The following is a 19695-nucleotide window of genomic DNA, read 5'->3' on the forward strand; positions in this document are numbered from 1 at the left end:
GCTATTCGGACCAGGCTTATTTCAATGGGCGTTTGTTCCGATTCAGGATGGAAAAGACATGCTCGCTTATCGCAAATGGACTGCCCTTCTGGTGGCTGCGCTCAGCCTGTGGCTGGGCCAGGTTCACGCTGAAGAACGGCCGGAAGTGGCTGACCAGGTAATTGCCTACACGGGGACGCAAGGTGCCAAGGTGTGGACGCTGCGCATCGGTGCACGCGCCGCCAACGAAGCGCTGGTACAAATCGAGGGCGTCGATCACGACTGGAACATGCGCATCCAGAAAATGCAGGTGGAGAAAACCAGCAGGGATACCCGTTACTCCACCACCGTGGATGGCAAGAAATACGTTGTGCTGATCATCCAGGGCAACTGGGGCGGCGAACTGTATCTGCCGGGTGAGGCTCAGGCAATGCAGGTCGGCTATTCGGAAGGGCTGTCGCATCAGGGCAATGCCCAGGCATTCCTTACCGATTACCTGGCAGCACAGAACACGGAGGCGCAATGACCATGGGCGAGTTCAACGACCCGCTGTCCGAACTGTCTGGCTCGCTCGGCCAGGACTATGAGCAAAGCCGTGCCGCCCAGCGCGACCGAGTGATCGCTGAGCTCAAGCAAGTGATCGAGCGCGTGCCCGAGCAGAGCGAGTTCACCAACTCCCGGCGTTACCGGGTCTGGGGGCCAATATTGTTGCTGGGTTCCCTGATCATCACGGCCGTGACATTCAACCCTGAGCGCTTGGGGGCGGTTGCAGCCGGTGTCTTCATCACCTTGATTGCAGCAGCGGTGACCTGGCAACACCGTAATGCCGGTACCCAGGTATTCATGCGCTTGACCCGCCGGCAATTGTTTGTCGATACGCTGGATGCACCGGTAGACCTGGCGGAAGTAGAAGACGTTTCGGTCAAGGATGAAGGGCTGGTCATGGTGCAGACGCTGGAAATGAGCAGCGAAGCCGCCCTGCCGAAGCATCATGTGGTGAAACTGCAGTTCTTCGGTAACCAGGCCATGGTGTTGAAGAAACCGCGACCGCAGATCCGCATCATGTCCGCAGGCCTGGCCAGCAACGGACGCAAGCTGGGGAACGAGGAAGTGCTCGCGCTGCTGGCGGCCTACCGCGATGCGGCACATGCGCAACGGCAACTGGATCTGTTGCAGACCGATGGATAACGGCGAACGCGAAGCCCACCTCGCGTACCTGCAGGAGCAGGCTGATGGCCCCACCGACAGCTTCGTACTGCTGGAGCGCTCGCTCGGCAAGGCGCTGGCCTGTGCTGTGATTGGCCTGCTGTTCGGCGCACTGGGAATATGGCTGACCGCTCTGGCGGTGCAGTTCAGTCCCGGTGCCAGCAGCGGTGTCATCTGGCTGATGTCTGGTTTCGGCCTCGGCCTGGCCGGCGTCGGGGTGGCGGGGCTAGCCTGCGCCATCGTGCTATACCGCCGGCACGGCAAGCGGGTGCTGAGCGTAACGCCAGATTCCCTGTGCTTCGCCAACGCGCAGGCGCCGACCCCACTGCATTCCTTCGACGGCTTCAAGGTCGAGCAGGGTTACTTCACTACCCGGCTGATCTTTACCGTGTCGGCGTTCAGCCATGCACCAGCGCTGGCACCGGCCTGTTTCAGGGCGCTGGCCTCGCCTGACGCGGTGGTCGTCGCGGGTGGCTTGCGCGTCAGGTTGTGGTTGTGCACGCCCGTCGTGGCCGGGCGCCGCCTAGGTCTGCAGGAACTGGTGGATCTGCTTTATGCCTATGTGCAAGCGGCCCAGGCCAGGCGCACGTTGGCGCAGTTGTTTCCGGGCGTGGCGCGTCTGGGTGATGCGGCCAGATGAGCCTGATCGTGACCATTGGCGCTATGGGGCGATGAGGCGCTTCGGTTGGGGCCTGATCCTGTTGCTGCTGCCACTGGTGCTGTTCGGCTGGGGTAAAGTGCAGTACTGGCGGGCTGACACGGCGCAGGATCAGGCCCGGACCATACGGCAATGGCTGGCTGCCCCCAGTGAGACGTTGTTACGGCAATTGCCATGGGAAGCCCGCAAGCAGCTTGCCAGGCATGTCGATCCGCGACAGGCCCTGCAGCGCCATCTGGACCTGCTCGATGCGGATCGCCACTGGGTAAGCGTACGCAAGGTGATGGCCAGTGTGAGCTGCTGGCTGGCAGTGGCCGCTTTGCTGGCAGGCCTCTGGGCCTGGTTCAAGCTGAAGTTGGACGCCTGGCGGGCGCTGCGTTCTGCGGCCTACCTGCATGAGCGCATGATGGCCAGCTGGCAGGGCCTGGGCTGTTGCTTGAGCATTTACATGGTCATGCTTGCCGGTTCGCTTTGCCTGTCGTTGCTCTACGAGGCCAGTTCCGGAGCGAGCCGCGCAGCGCAGGGCGGCATGACGGTGCTGATCGTGGTGCTGCCGCTGGCCTCTGTTCTGGTTGTGTGTGTTCGCCAGGTCTGGCGAATGCGTCGGCAGTGGCCGCTGATGCAGTCTCCGACCGCCAGTTTTCTAGCCCGCCCGCTCGGCAGGCAGGCGACCCCAGCGGTGTGGCAGTGGATCGAGACCTTGGCAACGCAACTGCACGCGCCGGCCCCGGACCATATCGTGGTCGGGCTTGACCAAGGGTTTTTCGTCACCAGCGTTCCGATCCTGCTGCAGCCCGACGGGCAGGTCCTCAGGGGGCGCACATTGTATCTGCCTCTACCTTGCCTGGCCGCCTTGAGCCAGGCCGAGGCGGCCTCGATCATCGGTCACGAACTGGGCCATTTCAGGCGCCGTGATACGGAGCGGGGCAGCGAAACCAGTGCGCGTTTCAGCCTGATGTGCGCGCATTATTCGGCCATGGTCGGCGACGAGGATGCTCCGCGCTGGGTGGTTCGGCCCACCTTGTGGCTGGCCGGGCAGTTCTTGCACCATTTCCAGCTTGCGGTTCATCACTGGGGGCGTGCACAGGAATTGCTGGCTGATCGGGCAGGTGCCGAGGTCGCTGGCCCGAAGCTGTTCGTACAGGCGCTGTTACGGGTGATTGCCCTGGGGCAGGTGATCGACGGCTTGTTGGTCGCACACGGTGGCAGCAACCTTTTGCAGGCGCTGGCGGCGCACCTGCAAGGCACGCCGTTGCAACTGGGCGAGGAAGTGCTGGGGCTGGCCACTACCCATCCGTTCGATACGCACCCCGACCTCGCCACGCGCCTGAACAACCTGGACATCCTGCTCGACCCGCAATTGCTGCAGGCCGCCTTGCGCGTGCCGTCCGCTGATGACCAGCAGTGGTTCAATGACCTTTGTCTGGCTCCAGGCAGCACTTGCGATAGCAAGACTGCGGGCAGCATCCAAAGAGACTTCACTTAATATTTCCCATTTGCAGGTGTATCGTATTCGCCCTTCATCGCCAGCCATGCTGGCAGCTTGATTGCGCAGAACACGAGGTACCCGCACCGATGTCCTTGACCCGTCGACAAATGCTCAAGGGCCTGACCGGCCTGGTTGTGGTTGGCCTGGGCGCCGGTGGCGCGGCGCGTTACTGGCTGGGCAAGGTCGAAGACGACAATGCCGGCCATGACTACGAGCTGATCGCAGCGCCCTTGGACGTCGAACTGGTGCCTGGGCACAAGACCGAGGCCTGGGCCTTCGGCCCGTCCGCACCGGGTACCGAACTGCGCGTGCGCCAGGGTACCTGGCTGCGGGTGCGCTTCATCAACCACCTGCCGGTCGAAACCACCATCCACTGGCACGGTATCCGCCTGCCGCTGGAAATGGACGGCGTGCCCTATGTGTCGCAGCTGCCGGTCAAGCCGGGCGAGTATTTCGACTACAAGTTCCGTGTGCCGGATGCCGGCAGCTACTGGTACCACCCGCACGTCAGTAGCTCCGAAGAGCTGGGCCGTGGCCTGGTCGGCCCGCTGATCGTCGAGGAGCGCGAGCCGACCGGCTTCCAGCATGAGCGCACGCTCAGCCTGAAGAACTGGCACGTGGACGAGCAGGGCGCCTGGTTGCCGTTCAGCATCCCGCGTGAGGCGGCGCGCAACGGCACCGCCGGGCGCCTGATCACCATCAATGGCCAGGCCGATTCGGTCACCGAGCTGCCAGCCGGCCAGGTGGTGCGGGTGCGTCTGCTGAACCTGGACAACACCTGGACCTACCGCATCAACCTCAAGGGCAACTGCGAGGCAAGAATCTATGCTCTGGACGGCAACCCGGTAACCCCGCGCCCATTGGACGATGACTACTGGCTCGGCCCAGGTATGCGTATCTGCCTGGCTATCCGTATTCCCGAGGCGGGGGAGGAGATCTCCCTGCGCGACGGTTTCGTGCGCCTGGGCACCCTGCGTTCGGTGGTCAGCAACGACGCGCCGAGCGACTGGCCGCCGGCGCTACCGCCCAACCCGATCGCCGAGCCGGACCTGGAGAATGCCGAAAAGCTCAACTTCAATTTCGAATGGGCGGCGAAAGTCTCGGTCACTACGGACCAGGACAGGCCGTCGAGCATGTGGCAGATCAACGGCCAGGCCTGGGATATCACCGACAAGACTTGCGCCGAGCGGCCGATTGCCACGCTGAAGAAGGGCAAGAGCTACATCTTCGAGCTGAAGAACATGACCCAGTACCAGCACCCGATCCACCTGCACGGCATGAGCTTCAAGGTGATCGGCTCCAACCGCCACGACATCAAGGAGCCGTGGTTCACCGATACCTACCTGCTGGGCAAGAACGAGCGCGCCCAGGTGGCGCTGGTGGCGGATAACCCGGGCACCTGGATGTTCCACTGCCACGTCATCGACCACATGGAAACCGGCCTGATGGCCGCGATCGCGGTGGTCTGATGCGCCCGCAGATCATCGATCGCAGCCGCGATCAGGAATTCATGCGCCTGGCCCTGGCCCTGGCCGCCGAAGGCGCGGCCATGGGCGAGGTGCCGGTGGGCGCGGTACTGGTGCAGCATGGGCAGGTGATCGGGCAGGGCTTCAATCGGCCGATCATAGACAGTGACCCCAGTGCGCACGCCGAGATGGTGGCCATTCGCGCGGCGGCGAAATCCGCCAGCAACTACCGGCTGCCCGGCAGCACCCTGTATGTGACCCTGGAACCGTGCAGCATGTGTGCGGGGTTGATCGTGCATTCGCGGGTGATGCGGGTGGTGTACGGCGCGCTGGAGCCCAAGGCGGGGATCGTGCAGAGCCAGGGGCAGTTCTTCGGGCAGGGCTTCCTGAACCACCGGGTTATGGTGGAGGGCGGGGTGCTGGCGGAGGAGTGCGGGCAGATCCTCAGTGATTTCTTCAAGGCCCGCCGGGCCAAGTCTTGACCTGTTCCGGCCCCTTCGCGGGTAAACCCGCTCCCACAGGAATACCACTATCCTTAAAACCTGTGATGTACCTGTGGGAGCGGGTTCACCCGCGAAGAGGCCGGTGCAGGCCTACATCGGCGGCGACTGCTCCGCCGGCTTGTCCTTGTTCACCCCGGGCACATGCAGGCTGCCCTCGGCCACCTGGCCTTCGAGCTGCGGCTGGGTCACCCAGGTGAGGATGTCGTAGTAGCGACGGATGTTGGCCACGAAATGCACCGGCTCGCCGCCACGTGCATAACCGTATTTGGTCTGCCGATACCACTGCTTCTGCGAAAGCCGCGGCAGCATCTTCTTCACGTCCAGCCACTTGTTCGGGTTGAGCTTCTCGCGCTTGGCCAGGGTGCGGGCGTCTTCCAGGTGGCCGGTGCCGACGTTGTAGGCGGCCAGGGCGAACCAGGTGCGGTCCGGTTCCTGGATGCTGTCGTCGAGCTCTTCCTTGATCTTCATGAAGTACTTGGCGCCGCCCTGGATGCTCTGCTTCGGGTCCAGGCGGTTGGACACGCCCATCGCCTGGGCGGTGCGCTGGGTCAGCATCATCAGGCCGCGCACGCCGGTCTTGGAGGTGACCTCGGGCTGCCACATCGATTCCTGGTAGCCGATGGCGGCCAGCAGGCGCCAGTCCACCTGCTCGACCTTGGCGTAGCTCTTGAAGTGTTTCTCGTACTTGGGCAAGCGCTGCTGCAGGTGCTGGGCGAAGGTGTAGGCACCCACATAGCCCAGTACGTCGACATGGCCGTAGTAGCGGTCCTTCAGGCGTTGCAGGGTGCCGTTCTTCTGTGCCTTGTCGAGGAACTCGTTGACCTCGTTGAGCAGGCTGTTGTCTTCACCGGCCGCCACCGCCCAGCGCTGGTCGCGGGTGTCGCCCAGGTCGAAGGCAACCCGCACGTTGGGGAAGTACACCTGGTTCATCGCCAGCTCGTTGGAGTCGACCAGGGTCAGGTCGATCTGGCCTTCGTCGACCATGCGCAGCAGGTCGACCACCTCGACGGCGTCGGATTCTTCGTATTCCAGGCCCGGGTACTGCTTTTTCAGCTCGGCCAGCTGGTCGGCGTGGCTGCTGCCCTTGAGCACCATGATCTTCTTGCCGACCAGACCCTTGGCGTTGGTGGGGCGCGTGCGGCCGTTGCGGTAGATGACCTGTGGGGTCACTTCCAGGTAAGGGTGGGAGTACCTGACCTGGGCCTTGCGCCGTTCGCTGGTGACCAGGCCGGCCGCTGCCAGCACCGGGCCGGAGGGCTTGCCGAGGCTGTCGTACAGCTCGTCGAGGTTGTCGGCGGTCTCGATCTGCAGCTTTACGCCGAGATCCTCGGCGAAATGCTGGACCAGCTCGTACTCGAAGCCGGTTTCGCCGTTGCGGTCCTGGAAGTAGGTGGCCGGGCTGTTGCGGGTGATCACGCGCAGCACGCCATCCTCCTTCACGCGCTCGAGGGTGCTGGGTTTTTCAACGCAGGCACCGAGCAGCAGAAAGAGTCCGGTTGCGAAAAGCCATCTGGCGCAACGCTGGCGCAAAGCAGTGTGGGCGAACATAGGTTGCAGTATACGCAAAGGACTGGCCCAACCATATCTCGACAACTGTTAGCTTGTCTGGTAGCGCTTTATGTGCAATGGCGGCCTAGTCCCCTTGTAGGAGCGGCCTTGTGTCGCGATGGGGCGCGCAGCGGCCCCCAGATTTTAAGCTCTGCCGCAGATATCCCTGGGGCCGCTGCGCGCCCCATCGCGACACAAGGCCGCTCCTACAAGGCGAGCGAGGCAGGTGTATTTTTTTGACCCGCAAGTCCGGTTCCGCCGCCCGGCAGGCGTGGCTTAGAGCGGGTGCCGAAACCCTTCGAATTAGGCTAGAATGCACGGCCTCTAAGCACACCCCTTCCTGAGGCTGTCCCGACGATGTTGATCCTGCGCGGCGCTCCTGCCCTTTCTGCCTTTCGCCACGGTAAATTACTCGAGCAACTGAGCCAGAAAGTCCCCGCTGTTACTGGTTTGTATGCCGAATTTGCCCACTTCGCCGATGTCGACGGCGAGCTGACCGCCGACCAGCAGCAGGTGCTGGGGCGTCTGCTCAAGTACGGCCCGAGCGTGCCGGTACAGGAGCCGAGCGGCCGCCTGTTCCTGGTCGTGCCGCGCCTGGGCACCATTTCGCCGTGGGCCAGCAAGGCCAGTGACATCGCCCACAACTGCGGCCTGCAGTCGATCCAGCGCCTGGAGCGCGGTATCGCTTACTACGTTGCCGGCAACCTGAGCGAAGCCGACGCCGAACTGATCGCGGCCGAGCTGCACGACCGCATGACTCAGCGCGTGCTCGGCCAGCTGGAACAGGCCGCTGACCTGTTCAGCCATGCCCAGCCCAAGCCGATGACCTCGGTGGACATCCTCGCCGGTGGCCGTGACGCCCTGGCCAAGGCCAACATCGACCTGGGCCTGGCCCTGGCCGAAGACGAGATCGACTACCTGGTCAACGCCTTCCAGGGCCTCAAGCGCAACCCGAACGACATCGAACTGATGATGTTCGCCCAGGCCAACTCCGAGCACTGCCGCCACAAGATCTTCAACGCCAGTTGGGACATCGACGGCCAGGCTCAGGAAAAGAGCCTGTTCGGCATGATCAAGAACACCTACCAGATGCACAACGAAGGTGTGCTGTCTGCGTACAAGGACAACGCCTCGGTGATCGTCGGCAACGTTGCCGGCCGTTTCTTCCCGAACCCTGAAACCCGCCAGTACGGCGCGGTGCAGGAGCCGGTGCACATCCTGATGAAGGTCGAGACGCACAACCACCCGACCGCCATCGCCCCGTTCTCCGGCGCCTCCACCGGCTCCGGCGGCGAAATCCGCGACGAAGGTGCGACCGGCCGTGGCGCCAAGCCCAAGGCTGGCCTGACCGGCTTCACCGTGTCCAACCTGCGTATCCCGGGCTTCGAACAGCCGTGGGAGCAGGCCTACGGCAAGCCTGAGCGCATCGTCGACGCCCTCGACATCATGATCGAAGGCCCACTGGGTGGCGCTGCGTTCAACAACGAATTCGGTCGCCCGGCGCTGACCGGCTACTTCCGTACCTTCGAGCAGGCCATCAACACCCCGCACGGTGAAGAAGTGCGCGGCTACCACAAGCCGATCATGCTGGCCGGTGGCATGGGCAACATCCGTGAAGACCACGTGCAGAAGGGCGAGATCACCGTCGGCGCCAAGCTGATCGTGCTCGGTGGCCCGGCCATGCTGATCGGCCTGGGCGGCGGCGCCGCTTCGTCGGTGGCTACCGGTGCCAGCTCGGCTGACCTGGACTTCGCTTCGGTACAGCGCGAAAACCCGGAAATGGAGCGCCGTTGCCAAGAGGTTATCGACCGCTGCTGGCAGCTGGGCGACAACAACCCGATCGCCTTCATCCACGACGTTGGCGCCGGCGGTATCTCCAACGCCTTCCCTGAGCTGGTCAACGACGGTGGCCGTGGTGGCCGCTTCGAACTGCGCAACGTGCCCAACGACGAGCCGGGCATGGCCCCGCACGAAATCTGGAGCAACGAATCGCAGGAGCGTTACGTGCTGGCGGTCAGCGCCGTCGACTTCGAGCGCTTCAAGGCAATCTGCGAGCGTGAGCGTTGCCCGTTTGCCGTAGTGGGTGAAGCGACTGAAGAGCAACACCTGACCGTAAGCGACAGCCACTTCGGCAACACGCCGGTAGACATGCCGCTCGACGTACTGCTGGGCAAGCCGCCACGCATGCACCGTTCGGTTACCCGCGAAGCCGAGCTGGGCGATGACTTCGACCCGAGCAAGCTGGACCTGGACAACGCCGTTCAGCGCGTCCTCAGCCACCCGGCCGTGGCCAGCAAGAGCTTCCTGATCACCATCGGCGACCGCACCATCACCGGCCTGGTAGCTCGTGACCAGATGGTCGGCCCGTGGCAGGTACCGGTGGCCGACTGCGCCGTCACCGCCACCAGCTTCGACGTCTACACCGGTGAAGCCATGGCCATGGGCGAGCGTACCCCGCTGGCGCTGCTGGATGCCCCGGCGTCCGGCCGCATGGCAATTGGCGAGACACTGACCAACCTGGCTGCCTCGCGCATCGAGAAGCTGTCCGACATCAAACTGTCGGCCAACTGGATGTCTGCCGCCGGCCACCCAGGTGAAGACGCCCGCCTGTACGACACCGTCAAGGCTGTCGGCATGGAGCTGTGCCCGGAGCTGGGCATTACCATTCCGGTCGGCAAAGACTCGATGTCGATGAAGACCAAGTGGAGCGACGAGGGCGTAGAGAAGAGCGTTACCTCGCCAATGTCGCTGATCATCACCGGCTTCGCCCCGGTCACCGACATCCGCAAGACCCTGACCCCGCAACTGCGCATGGACAAGGGCGAGACCGACCTGATCCTGATCGACCTGGGCCGCGGCAAGAACCGCATGGGCGCTTCGATCCTGGCACAGACCTACGGCAAGATCGCTGCCCAGGCACCGGACGTCGACGACGCCGAAGACCTGAAGGCGTTCTTCGCCGTGATCCAGGGCCTGAACGAAGATGGTCACCTGCTGGCCTACCATGACCGTTCCGACGGCGGCCTGGTCACCACCGTGCTGGAAATGGCCTTCGCCGGCCACTGCGGCCTCGACCTGCACCTCGACCCGCTGACCGACAGCAAAGGCGACGTGCCGGCCATCCTCTTCAACGAAGAACTGGGCGCGGTCATCCAGGTTCGCCAGGATGCCACCCCGGACGTACTGGCTCAGTTCAGCGCTGCCGGCCTGGGTGAAGGCTGTGTCGCGGTGATCGGCAAGCCGGTCAACAACGGTGAAGTGTCCATCAGCCTGAACGGCGAAGTGCTGTTCGACGACGACCGCCGCATGCTGCAGCGCCAGTGGGCCGAGACCAGCTACCAGATCCAGCGCCTGCGTGATAACGCCGACTGCGCCGACCAGGAATTCGACCTGCTGCTCGAGGAAGACAACCCGGGCCTGTCGGTCAAGCTGGGCTTCGACGTCAACGACGACATCGCCGCGCCGTACATCAAGAAGGGCGTGCGCCCGCAAGTGGCCATCCTGCGCGAGCAGGGCGTCAACGGCCAGGTCGAGATGGCAGCCGCCTTCGACCGCGCCGGCTTCGCCGCCATCGACGTGCACATGAGCGACATCCTCGCCGGCCGTGTCGACTTCGAAGCCTTCAAGGGCCTGGTCGCCTGCGGTGGCTTCTCCTACGGTGACGTGCTGGGTGCCGGTGAAGGCTGGGCCAAGTCGGCGCTGTTCAACAGCCGCGCCCGTGACGCCTTCCAGGCCTTCTTCGAGCGCACCGACAGCTTCGCCCTGGGCGTGTGCAACGGTTGCCAGATGATGTCCAACCTGCACGAACTGATCCCGGGCACCGAGCACTGGCCGCACTTCGTGCGCAACCGCTCGGAGCAGTTCGAGGCACGCGTGGCCATGGTCGAGGTGCAGAAGTCCAACTCGATCTTCCTGCAGGGTATGGCCGGTTCGCGCATGCCGATCGCCATCGCCCACGGTGAAGGCCATGCGGAGTTCGCCAGCGAAGAAGCACTACTGGCAGCCGACCTGTCCGGTTGCGTGGCCCTGCGCTACGTTGACAACCATGGCAAGGTCACCGAAGCCTACCCGGCCAACCCGAACGGCTCGCCGCGTGGTATCACCGGCCTCACCAGCCGCGACGGCCGCGTGACCATCATGATGCCGCACCCGGAGCGTGTGTTCCGTGCCGTGCAGAACTCCTGGCGCCCGGATGAGTGGCAGGAAGATGCCGCGCTGATGCGTATGTTCCGTAACGCACGGGTGTGGGTGAACTAAGGCGTGTACAAGCTCGCCTTCTTCGTCCCCGCCAGCCACGTCGAAGTGGTCAAGGCCGCTGTGTTCGCCGCTGGTGGCGGGCGCATCGGTGACTATGACCACTGCGCCTGGCAGACGCTGGGCCAGGGCCAGTTCCGCCCGCTGGACGGCAGCCAGCCGTTCCTCGGGCAAACCGGCCAGGTCGAGGTGGTGGAAGAGTGGAAGGTGGAGCTGGTGGTGGCTGACGACCTGATTGCCCAGGTCGTCGCTGCACTCAAGCAGAGCCACCCGTACGAGACGCCAGCCTACGAAGTCTGGCGGCTCGCCGAGTTCTAGACCGCATCAAGGCCATCGCCGGCAAGCCAGTTCCCACAGGAATATCGCAGTCATCAGAACCTGTGATATCTCTGTGGGAGCTGGTTTGCCGGCGATAGGGCCCTACAATCCAGCCACAATCTCCTTGCCCTGCCCAGTCCGCTTCAACCACCCACAAGCCAGCAACCCCACCTCGAACAGCACCCACATCGGCACCGCCAGCATCGTCTGTGAAAACACATCCGGCGGCGTCAGGATCATCCCCACCACAAAGCAGCCGACGATCACGTAGGGCCTGCTGCGCCGCAATGCAGCTACATCGGCCAACCCCACCCAGACCACGATAAACGTCGCCACCGGGATCTCGAACGCCAGCCCGAACGCCAGAAACAGCGCAAGGATGAAGTCCAGGTACTGGCTGATATCAGTCATCATCGCCACCCCCTCCGGTGTCACGCTGGCAAAGAAGCCGAACATCATCGGGAACACCAGGAAGAAGGCGAAGGCCATGCCGGCGTAGAACAGCACGATGCTCGATACCAGCAACGGCAGGGCAATGCGCCGTTCACGGCGGTACAGCCCCGGCGCCAGAAAGCCCCAGGCCTGGTGCAGCAGTAGTGGCATGGCGATAAACACTGCGCACATCGCAGTCAGCTTGAACGGCGTCAGGAACGGCGAAGTGACGCTGGTGGCGATCATGCTCGCGCCTTCCGGCAAGAAGCGCCGCAACGGCTCGGAAATCAGCGTGTACAGCGCCTGGGCGAAGGGGAACAGGCCGGCGAACACCAGCGCCACCAGCGCCAGGCAACGCATCAGGCGTTTGCGCAGGTCGCGCAGGTGTTCGGTCAGCGGCATGCTCGCCGCCGGGTCCATGGCAATGCTCATGAAAGGTTTTCCTTGGGGGGAGCGACCGTGGCCGCATCATTGGCCGGCTCCGCTTTCAGGCTGATGCCTTGGCGGATCTCCTGTTCCAGGCGCTGCAAAGGCGCACTGTCGAGAGTGGGTAGCTCGACAGCGGGCAGTTCGATCTCCCGCTCCACCTGCCTGCGCAAGGTGTGCATGGCCCTGCGCGCCTGGCCCAGGCCGCGCCCGAGGGTGCGTGCAGCCACCGGCAGGCGCTCCGGGCCTAAAACCAATAGCGCGACGATGCCGACCAGCAGCAACTCGCTGAAGCCTACCTCGAACATCAGGGCTGACGGTCCGCTTGCGGTTGCTGCGTACCCTGACCGGTCAACGGGCACTGTTGCTGCACCTGCGTTTGCGCTGGGGGAGTGGCGTCAGTGTCACCGCCCATGGACTTGCGAAAACCCTGGATCGCCTCGCCCATATCGCTGCCCAGGCCCTTGAGGCGCTTGGTACCAAACAGCAGGAATACGATCAGCAGTACGATCACCAGTTGCCAGATTCCAATGCCACCCATTGCGACCACTCCTGTAAGGTCATGAAAAGGAAAGACAATCCTGCCTCGCGCAGATGACGTACACATGACGAACGGTCACTGCCATCTACCTGCAACACCGGGCGTGTTGACTGGCGTCTTTATTCGGCGACAGGGGCAGGCAAGGATGGGTGGCAGGCAACAGCAGGGCGCGGCCCTGCTGATGGTGATGGTTGTGCTGGCGATGCTGGCGGCGGGCATGGCCTGGCTGGTGGAAGATGGCCGACGCCAGGTCGATGATGTGCGTCTGTTGCACCAGCGGGTGCAGGCGCGCGCGATGGAGCAGGCCGGCCTGGCCTATGCCGAGCAGGCCCTGCGTGCCCCCAGCTGGCGGCTTAGCCCGCTGTTCTGGCAGGCCTTGCGCGGGCAGCCGTTGAACTACGATTTTGGCGCCGGCCAGGCGCAGTTGCGGGTGCGCGACCAGCACACCTGTTTCAACGTCAATGCGTTGCTCGGTGCTGACGGCGAGCGTGCTGCGCGCCAGTTGCGCTACCTGCTGGGCGACGACATGGCTGCCGAGCGCCTGGTCGATGCCCTGGCCGACTGGCTGGATGCCGACAGCGATGCCCGTCTGCAGGGCGCCGAGAGCGCCCAGTACCTGCGCCAGCAACCACCACGCCTGGCTGCCAACCAGCCGATGCTCGATACCAGCGAGCTGAATCTGCTACTGGAGCCGGACGCCAGCCGCCAGGGCCGTTACCCGATGCTGTGCGCCTTGCCGCAGACCACCGGCTGGCGGCTGAATGCCAATGCCCTGGGGCTGGAGCATCTGCCGTTGCTGGAGGCGCTGTATGAAGGGCGTTATCCACGCTCGTTGCTCAGCCGCATCATCAGCGGCCGGCCGGCGTCGGGGTATGTGGATGCAACTGCGCTACGCCAGGCCCTGGGGGCGGTGGATGACGAAACCTTCGAGCGCTTGAGCGAAGGGCTGCTGCTGAACAGCGGGTATTTCCTGTTGCAGCTGTCGTTCGCGGAGGAGGGGCGGGTGATACGCAGTGAGTTCCAGGTGGAGGCGCTGGGGGTGGTGCAATGGCATGCCCGGGTACCGGCGCAGCAGGTGCGGGTGCGCAGCCGCGAGCCGATGGTGTGGTAGGGCTTGAGATTGCCGGGGCTGCTTTGCGGCCCCTATGCCCAGAACGGTCAGACAGTCCCAATCTCGCCGCCATCAGTACGCTGGATCACCACAGTCACAGCCTGAAGCCTTTCCGTGGCCCATGTCGCGGAACTATTTTTCGCTGAGCAATACATCCTTGGAAGAGGCGCGTCACAAGACCACGGCGCTGCTCCAATTTGCTCGACAGCACCCTTGGATTGCAAAAGCTAATTCAATGGCGGTTGAAGCATTATGGTGCTATCGGAAATATACATTTCGAATGGCTGATGCAGTATCACTGATTAGGCGTCTATCGAGATAAGCTAGAGTTCCGAGCTCGGCGGTTACAGCGAGAGCCGTATTGGGTTCGCCAAAAATACTATTCGTTACACGGTCGGTAGTATAGGCCACTGCAAGTCCAGCGGCTGCATGGTTTAACTGTCTGACGGCCGCATTAGACAATGGTTCTAGTACTGTGGCACTATTAATGACTCTGTTTCCTATTCTCGCGGCAAACTCGATGTCACGGATATTTAGTGAAACGTGAAATGAATCCGGTGATGGTGCTTGTTCAGTGGTATGAATTCTTATATTAACGTTGGGGCTTTGTAAGGTTTGGTTTCCGGTGCGTAACTGTGGTCTATCTACAGAATATGTTGGAAGCTTACCGGCCAGCCAATTTACTCCCCGCTTCAACCATTGCCACCATTGTCCATTTGGGTCATGCCGATTGATGGGGTCGTTCTGGCAATAGCTGTATCCATTAGGTCCACCTTTACGGAACGGAGATTGATTATCACTCTGGAGAAATCGTCTTGATCTGGGACTATAGAATCGGCGTCCATTGCCAAGTGCATAACATTGCAGCATTGTATCGAGTCGCTGCCCGCTGAATGCGACAAGATGTGCTAATGGAGTTGTTTGGAGAAATCCATAGGGCGAATAGTTTTGTGGCAAACCTTCTGGAATACTGCGCAAAGCAGTGTTTGCATTGTCGGATTGCAGAATTTGGCTGGCTTTTTTCGAGGTGTCTAGTTCCGCTAGTGTAATGCCATTGGCCCACAATAGGCGACGTGGGCTGTCACTTGCTTCACAAGTCAATTGGTTATCTTGGAAAAAGAATTTTTTCTGTTTTGATTGGGGCGTTGCTGAACGCATGTGTGTGTTCCAAAGGGTTACAAGTGGTAAAAGTATTTTTCACAAGCTTGCGGATGTCTACTGGCAGATTTATCAGGTGGTTTGAATACACTGCTACTGGGCATGCGGTCCCGAGTAGAAATGTAACGGATGATTTTTCCGGGGCTGCTTTGCAGCCCATCGCGACACAAGGCCGCTCCTACAGGGGAATGCGATCCCTTGTAGGAGCGGCCTTGTGTCGCGATAGGGCCGCAAAAGCGGCCCCCGTGCGCAGATCAATCAGGCGGTGCCGATCTCCCCGCCATCGATACGCTGGATCACCACCGTCGCAGCCCGCGGCCTTACCGTGGCACCTGCCGGGGTGGCATCGGTGGCCTTGTCGGTATACGGCCAGTTCTCCGGGTGCTGGATGTTGACGAACAGCGTCTTGTTGTCCGGGGTAAAGGTAATGCCGGTCACCTCGCAGCCATTCGGCCCGACGAAGAAGCGGCGCAGGTCCACCTGGTTCTGCGCGTTCACCGGCACCTGCTTGCCACTGGCATCCACCAGATTGGTGGGGATCACTGCCAGCAGCTGGTCGTTGGTGTAGTCGGTCACGGTGCTCTCGCCGTTGTCGGTCTCGAACCACAACACGCCACGGCTATCGAAACTCATGCCGTCCGGGCTGGCGAACTGGTTCAGTTCGGTCAGGCCGGAGCGGTTGATGTCGGCCGTACCGGCAGCGTTGGCGCCGAACACGAAGATGTCCCAGGTGAAGCTCAGCTGGTCGTCGCTGTCGTGCCAGCGGATGATGTGGCCGTGACGGTTCGGGCCGCGCGGGTTGGCTGCATCGACCTTCTCCGGGGTGCGCGCGCTGTTGTTGGTCAGGGTCAGGTACACGTCGCCGTTCAGCGGGTTGACCGTGGTCCATTCCGGGCGGTCCATCGGCGTTGCGCCCACCGCATCGCCAGCACCACGGGTGTTGAGGATGATGCCCGGCAGGTCGCCATACAGCGCACCCAAGGTGCTGCCGCCAGTGGTCGCAGTGCCCACGTCCAGCAGCAGCCAAACGCCAGTGCCGTCGGCATTGAAGCGGGCCACGTACAGCTTGCCCTGGTCGAGGTACTTGGTGCCGGTGGCCAGGCGGTCGGCGGGGTTGGCGTCGGCGGCGTCCCACACAGCGGTGGACACCCACTTGTACAGGTACTCGTTGTTCGAATCGTCGCCCATGTACCACACCAGCGGTTTGCCCGTGACCGCCAGGCCCGGGCAGCAACCTTCGTGGCGGAAACGGCCCAGCGCGGTGCGCTTGGTGGCCAGTGTGGCGCTGTTGTACGGATCGATCTCGACGATGTAGCCGTAGGTGCTGGCTTCGTTGCGGTAGTCGTCGGTGGCGCTGGCGCCTTTGACGGTGACGTCGAAACGAGCGAATTCGTCGGCCACTTCGCTGCTGTCACCGGCTGCGGTTTCCCACTTGTACTGGCCGCTGGAGGTGCCCACGCCAATGCGGCGCTGGTCTTCAGGGCGGGTACCTTTGTTGACGAAGATGCCTGGCCAGTTCTCTTCACAGGTCAAGTAGGTACCCCAGGGGGTGTAGCCGTTGCCGCAGTTGTTGTTGGTGCCGCGGCAGTGGGTGCCGTCCGGCGAATACTTGGTCTTCACGTGATCAGTGCCGCGCAGGGGGCCGGTTATTTCCATGCGCGAGGCGGTAGTGAAACGGCGGTTGAGCGGGTCGTTGTCGACCACCTGCCAGCGGCCGCCGATTTTCTGCAGGCGCACCACGCCGGCACCATGGGCGTTGATTTCCTTGCGCACTTCCTCGACCGGGCGCTTGCCGTTCACATCGGTGGTCGGGCCGGCCGGGTGCAGGGCGGCGGTGTCGATGTACTCGAAGTTGATCGCCAGCAGGCCGTCTTCGGAGCTGCCGTTGATGGGGAAGAAGTGCATGCCGTCATGGTGCATGCCCATGGCGTTGGCCTGGTCGGTCGAGGTGTTGCTGCCCTCGGATTTCCACGGGTTGCCGTTGCTGTTGATCGGCGTGCCCCAGGGCGCCAGCACATAGGCGCTGTAACCGGCGGCTACCACGCAGGCGTCGGTGCGCGAGCCCGGAATGGACTGGAAGCCCAGTGCCAGTTTCGGCACTTCCGGCTCAGTCACGGGTGGCTCGGTGACCGGATCATCGTGATCGGAACCACCACCGTCGAAGCAGCCTGTCAGGCCGGTACCGGCAATCATGGCGATGGCGGCGCCCAGGCTGCCACGCATCACGCTGCGGCGGCTCAGGTAGGCGTCCATAACGCTGGCCATCGGCAGGTTGCCGCTTTGGTTCCGGTCCAGGTTGTCGCCGGTATCTCGACTCATCAGGGTGTCCTTATGTTGGCTGAGTTGGAGGAACCGCGACTTTAGTGCGCAAATATGATGATTCATTGGCAGAAATGTTAAAGGGGTTTTAAAACAACTCGCTCTTAGAAGCGTGCTCTACAGATCAATTTGGAATGGCTGTCGGATTTCTGCCATCAAACTGTAATGCCAACGCCGCAACATCCGGGGCCCTGAATGAACATGGATAAGGATGGCGGGTTCGATGGCAAGCAGTGTGCACAGGCGCGAAGTGATCAGCTGGATGGGTATCGGTGCCTTGGCACCGTTGCTCGGCGCCTGCTCCGCCTTTCCCGGCCAGCAGGGCGGTAATGCCAGCTTCGACCTGCTGTACGTGGCCGACACCCTCGATGCCCGCCAGCCTGGCCAGGCCGTGGTGCCGGCCACCCGCCTGGGGCCGGTCAGCCACCTGGGCCGCGCACCATGGATGACCGGCAGCAGTGCCAGCATCGCCTACCCGCAACTGGCGCCATTGCTCGATGCCAGCCAGGCTGCATCTGCCCAGCTGGGCGGCTATGCGGTGCTGGCGGCGTTGCTCGAGCAACTGCGCGGCGAGGCTGGGGCGGGCAACAGCCTGACCCTGGAAAACGGCCAGGGCTGGAATGGCAGTGGCCTGGCCTACCTGACCCAGGGCGAAAGCGGCCTGCAGGGCAGCCAGCTGCTGGGCAGCGAAGCGCGGGTCAGCAGCGACGAGCGCGTGCTGTGGCCACAGCGCAGCCCGGCGCTGTATCGCCAGGCTGGCACCGTTAGCCTGGGCGCCGGGCTGGCAGACACACAACGCCGGGCTTTGGGCCTGGAAGCCTTGCACGTCTTTGAACGTGGCGGTGCACGTATTGCCGTGGTCGGCGTGACCGACCCCTACGCCCAGGACCAGAAAGCCTCCCTTAAACAGTGGTACCAGTCATTGCAGCCGGTGTTCGAACAAGCCCGGCGCGAGGCCGACCTGGTGGTGGCCATGGCCGATGTCGGTACCGGGCCGGGTCTGTGGCTGGCCGAGCGGGTGTCGCAGATCGACGTGCTGCTGTGCGCCCGCGGCCAGGACCTGTGGCCGGCGCCGGTCGAGGTGAGCCAGGCCAGCGGCCGCCGCGTGCCGGTGCTGTTCGCCGGTTGCCGGGGCAGCGGCGCCTTCCGCCTGCGCTGCCAGCGCGTGGCCGGGCTGTGGCAGTTCGACGGGCGTTTCTTCCCGGCCTTTGAGCAACACCTGGCACCGGCCGCGCAACAGCGAGTCGGGGCATTGCAGGCAGAATTGCGCCAGCAGCGCGCCGGCCACGCGGCCTGGCTCGATCAACCGCTGGCCCGCGCGCCCCAGGCGCTGTGGCGCCGCGATACCCGAGGCGGCAGCTGGGACCGCCTGCTGCATCAGGCCCTGGCCGACGACAGCAGAATGCCGGTGTTGCTGCCGGGCCTGCGTTACGACTACCCGCTGCCCGCCGGGGCGGCCATTACCCGCGAACACCTGATCAGCCTCACCGGTGGCTACCCGGCACCGGTGGTCGAAGCGCCGGCCCGGCAGGTCGAGCAAGTGTTGGAAAACGCCGCGGAGCAACTGTTCGGCGACCCGCTGCTGCTGGACAACAGCCAGGACCTGCCGCGCTGGCAGGGCCAGGCCTGGCGTGTCAGCTACAGCCCGCAAGGCAAGCGCATCAGTGGCCTGGAACCGGTGCAGGGCCTGTGCCGCACCTTTGGCCTGCAATTCGAAACCCAGGCCGGCGAGCCGCTGTGGCAACGGGTCGAAGCCTGGCTCGCCCGCCAGGCGAGCGACTGGCAACTGGCGCCGCTGCAACTGCCCGAAGTGCGCTACGTGCAGGGGCACCCGGGCTGGCACCCAAGGCAACTGGCCTCGTGATGCTCGCCTCGCGCCTGCTGACTGGCGCTGGCCTGACCCTGGCCGGCTGGCTGGCCGCCCAGTGCGTGCTGCAACTGGGCCGCCAGCCGCAACCGGCCACTGCGCCCGCCGCGCCCGACAAGCCGCTGCCTGGCTTGATGGTCGGCCATTGGCAGGTACCCGTCGACGACGGTGCCATTGCCATCACCCGCCTGCCATTGCAATACCTGGGTGGCCTCAAGGCCCAGCCGCTGGCCTCCAGCGTGGTGGTGCTGCGCTATGGCGAGCAGGTGCGCACCTTGGCCCGCGGCCAGCGCCTGGCGCCAGGGATCGTGCTGCAGGACATCGACAGCGATGGCCTGATTTTCAACAACCAGGGGCGGCGTGAACGCCTGCCCTGGCCGCCACGCCCCGCCGTGACCGGCTTCAAGCGGCAAGGATGAA

The 19695-nt window shown here is 63.5% G+C and carries 17 protein-coding genes; 11 read left to right on the plus strand and 6 right to left on the minus strand.

The window, feature by feature from the left end:
* The first annotated feature begins 58 nt into the window (after positions 1-58).
* The 6 genes from ABNP31_RS05200 (at position 59) to tadA (ending at position 5280) form a co-directional block, all read left to right on the plus strand.
* On the plus strand, positions 59-505 hold the full coding sequence (locus ABNP31_RS05200; protein ID WP_085664539.1) for a hypothetical protein: 447 nt from the start codon (positions 59-61) through the stop codon (positions 503-505).
* A complete protein-coding gene (locus ABNP31_RS05205) occupies positions 502-1167 on the plus strand; it encodes a hypothetical protein (RefSeq protein WP_330872945.1) in 666 nt (221 codons plus the stop codon). The genes ABNP31_RS05200 and ABNP31_RS05205 overlap by 4 nt, the downstream gene beginning before the upstream one ends.
* Positions 1127-1825: a hypothetical protein gene (locus ABNP31_RS05210; RefSeq protein ID WP_350013061.1), complete on the plus strand. Its 699-nt coding sequence runs from the start codon at positions 1127-1129 to the stop codon at positions 1823-1825. Before ABNP31_RS05205 ends, ABNP31_RS05210 begins: the two co-directional genes overlap by 41 nt.
* 31 nt (positions 1826-1856) lie before the next feature.
* Positions 1857-3329 (plus strand): M48 family metallopeptidase, encoded by a 1473-nt coding sequence (locus ABNP31_RS05215; protein WP_238067325.1) that lies wholly within the window; start codon positions 1857-1859, stop codon positions 3327-3329.
* Between the two features lie 89 nt (positions 3330-3418).
* Complete coding sequence (locus ABNP31_RS05220) at positions 3419-4801, plus strand: multicopper oxidase family protein (RefSeq protein ID WP_350013062.1); 1383 nt, start codon at positions 3419-3421, stop codon at positions 4799-4801.
* Complete coding sequence (gene tadA / locus ABNP31_RS05225) at positions 4801-5280, plus strand: tRNA adenosine(34) deaminase TadA (protein ID WP_063911428.1); 480 nt, start codon at positions 4801-4803, stop codon at positions 5278-5280. The genes ABNP31_RS05220 and tadA overlap by 1 nt, the downstream gene beginning before the upstream one ends.
* A 111-nt stretch (positions 5281-5391) precedes the next feature.
* Here tadA and mltF read toward each other — a convergent pair whose 3' ends face one another.
* Positions 5392-6849: a membrane-bound lytic murein transglycosylase MltF gene (gene mltF / locus ABNP31_RS05230; RefSeq protein WP_013971158.1), complete on the minus strand. Its 1458-nt coding sequence runs from the start codon at positions 6847-6849 to the stop codon at positions 5392-5394.
* 357 nt (positions 6850-7206) lie between these two features.
* Between mltF and purL the strand changes: the two genes are divergently transcribed.
* Both purL and ABNP31_RS05240 read left to right on the plus strand, forming a co-directional pair.
* The gene (gene purL / locus ABNP31_RS05235) at positions 7207-11106 is read left to right on the plus strand and encodes a phosphoribosylformylglycinamidine synthase (protein ID WP_075043917.1); all 3900 of its coding nucleotides are present in this window, start codon (positions 7207-7209) and stop codon (positions 11104-11106) included.
* 3 nt (positions 11107-11109) lie between these two features.
* Positions 11110-11421 (plus strand): hypothetical protein, encoded by a 312-nt coding sequence (locus ABNP31_RS05240; RefSeq protein ID WP_015269114.1) that lies wholly within the window; start codon positions 11110-11112, stop codon positions 11419-11421.
* 102 nt (positions 11422-11523) lie between these two features.
* Here ABNP31_RS05240 and tatC read toward each other — a convergent pair whose 3' ends face one another.
* Genes tatC through tatA form a run of 3 tightly spaced genes read right to left on the minus strand, consistent with a single transcriptional unit; the run spans position 11524 to position 12820 of the window.
* Positions 11524-12285, minus strand: a complete 762-nt coding sequence (gene tatC / locus ABNP31_RS05245; protein WP_350013063.1) for a twin-arginine translocase subunit TatC — start codon at positions 12283-12285, stop codon at positions 11524-11526.
* Positions 12282-12587, minus strand: coding sequence for a Sec-independent protein translocase protein TatB (tatB, locus tag ABNP31_RS05250; protein ID WP_085720740.1), 306 nt, complete (start codon positions 12585-12587; stop codon positions 12282-12284). The genes tatC and tatB overlap by 4 nt, the downstream gene beginning before the upstream one ends.
* Complete coding sequence (gene tatA, locus ABNP31_RS05255; protein ID WP_015269117.1) at positions 12587-12820, minus strand: twin-arginine translocase TatA/TatE family subunit; 234 nt, start codon at positions 12818-12820, stop codon at positions 12587-12589. Before tatA ends, tatB begins: the two co-directional genes overlap by 1 nt.
* A gap of 145 nt (positions 12821-12965) precedes the next feature.
* On the opposite strand from tatA, the gene gspK reads away from it, so the two are divergent.
* Positions 12966-13931 (plus strand): type II secretion system minor pseudopilin GspK, encoded by a 966-nt coding sequence (gspK, locus tag ABNP31_RS05260; RefSeq protein ID WP_350013064.1) that lies wholly within the window; start codon positions 12966-12968, stop codon positions 13929-13931.
* A 258-nt stretch (positions 13932-14189) separates the two neighbouring features.
* Here gspK and ABNP31_RS05265 read toward each other — a convergent pair whose 3' ends face one another.
* Positions 14190-15089 (minus strand): RHS repeat-associated core domain-containing protein, encoded by a 900-nt coding sequence (locus tag ABNP31_RS05265; RefSeq protein ID WP_350013065.1) that lies wholly within the window; start codon positions 15087-15089, stop codon positions 14190-14192.
* A gap of 258 nt (positions 15090-15347) precedes the next feature.
* Positions 15348-17408 carry a PhoX family protein gene (locus ABNP31_RS05270; RefSeq protein WP_350013066.1) on the minus strand — a complete coding sequence of 687 codons (2061 nt, stop codon included), beginning with the start codon at positions 17406-17408 and terminating at the stop codon, positions 15348-15350.
* Between the two features lie 223 nt (positions 17409-17631).
* Between ABNP31_RS05270 and ABNP31_RS05275 the strand changes: the two genes are divergently transcribed.
* Positions 17632-19272, plus strand: coding sequence for a lipoprotein UxpA (locus tag ABNP31_RS05275; protein WP_350013067.1), 1641 nt, complete (start codon positions 17632-17634; stop codon positions 19270-19272).
* Positions 19269-19694 (plus strand): pilus assembly protein PilZ, encoded by a 426-nt coding sequence (locus tag ABNP31_RS05280; protein WP_176240886.1) that lies wholly within the window; start codon positions 19269-19271, stop codon positions 19692-19694. Before ABNP31_RS05275 ends, ABNP31_RS05280 begins: the two co-directional genes overlap by 4 nt.
* Position 19695: the final 1 nt, after the last annotated feature.

Origin of the sequence: Pseudomonas asiatica (assembly GCF_040214835.1) — a bacterium.
In the GTDB taxonomy this organism is placed as follows: Bacteria; Pseudomonadota; Gammaproteobacteria; order Pseudomonadales; family Pseudomonadaceae; genus Aquipseudomonas; species Aquipseudomonas putida_Z.

Coding starts and splice junctions, on each gene's coding strand:
- ABNP31_RS05215 (WP_238067325.1), top strand. CDS start 1,857: ATGAGGCGCTTCGGTTGGGGCCTGATCCTGTTGCTGCTGCCACTGGTG.
- ABNP31_RS05265 (WP_350013065.1), bottom strand. CDS start 15,089: ATGCGTTCAGCAACGCCCCAATCAAAACAGAAAAAATTCTTTTTCCAA.
- ABNP31_RS05275 (WP_350013067.1), top strand. CDS start 17,632: ATGGCAAGCAGTGTGCACAGGCGCGAAGTGATCAGCTGGATGGGTATC.
- ABNP31_RS05220 (WP_350013062.1), top strand. CDS start 3,419: ATGTCCTTGACCCGTCGACAAATGCTCAAGGGCCTGACCGGCCTGGTT.
- tatB (WP_085720740.1), bottom strand. CDS start 12,587: ATGTTCGAGGTAGGCTTCAGCGAGTTGCTGCTGGTCGGCATCGTCGCG.
- tatA (WP_015269117.1), bottom strand. CDS start 12,820: ATGGGTGGCATTGGAATCTGGCAACTGGTGATCGTACTGCTGATCGTA.
- tatC (WP_350013063.1), bottom strand. CDS start 12,285: ATGAGCATTGCCATGGACCCGGCGGCGAGCATGCCGCTGACCGAACAC.
- ABNP31_RS05200 (WP_085664539.1), top strand. CDS start 59: ATGCTCGCTTATCGCAAATGGACTGCCCTTCTGGTGGCTGCGCTCAGC.
- mltF (WP_013971158.1), bottom strand. CDS start 6,849: ATGTTCGCCCACACTGCTTTGCGCCAGCGTTGCGCCAGATGGCTTTTC.
- ABNP31_RS05270 (WP_350013066.1), bottom strand. CDS start 17,408: ATGAGTCGAGATACCGGCGACAACCTGGACCGGAACCAAAGCGGCAAC.
- ABNP31_RS05205 (WP_330872945.1), top strand. CDS start 502: ATGACCATGGGCGAGTTCAACGACCCGCTGTCCGAACTGTCTGGCTCG.
- purL (WP_075043917.1), top strand. CDS start 7,207: ATGTTGATCCTGCGCGGCGCTCCTGCCCTTTCTGCCTTTCGCCACGGT.
- ABNP31_RS05210 (WP_350013061.1), top strand. CDS start 1,127: ATGCGCAACGGCAACTGGATCTGTTGCAGACCGATGGATAACGGCGAA.
- gspK (WP_350013064.1), top strand. CDS start 12,966: ATGGGTGGCAGGCAACAGCAGGGCGCGGCCCTGCTGATGGTGATGGTT.
- tadA (WP_063911428.1), top strand. CDS start 4,801: ATGCGCCCGCAGATCATCGATCGCAGCCGCGATCAGGAATTCATGCGC.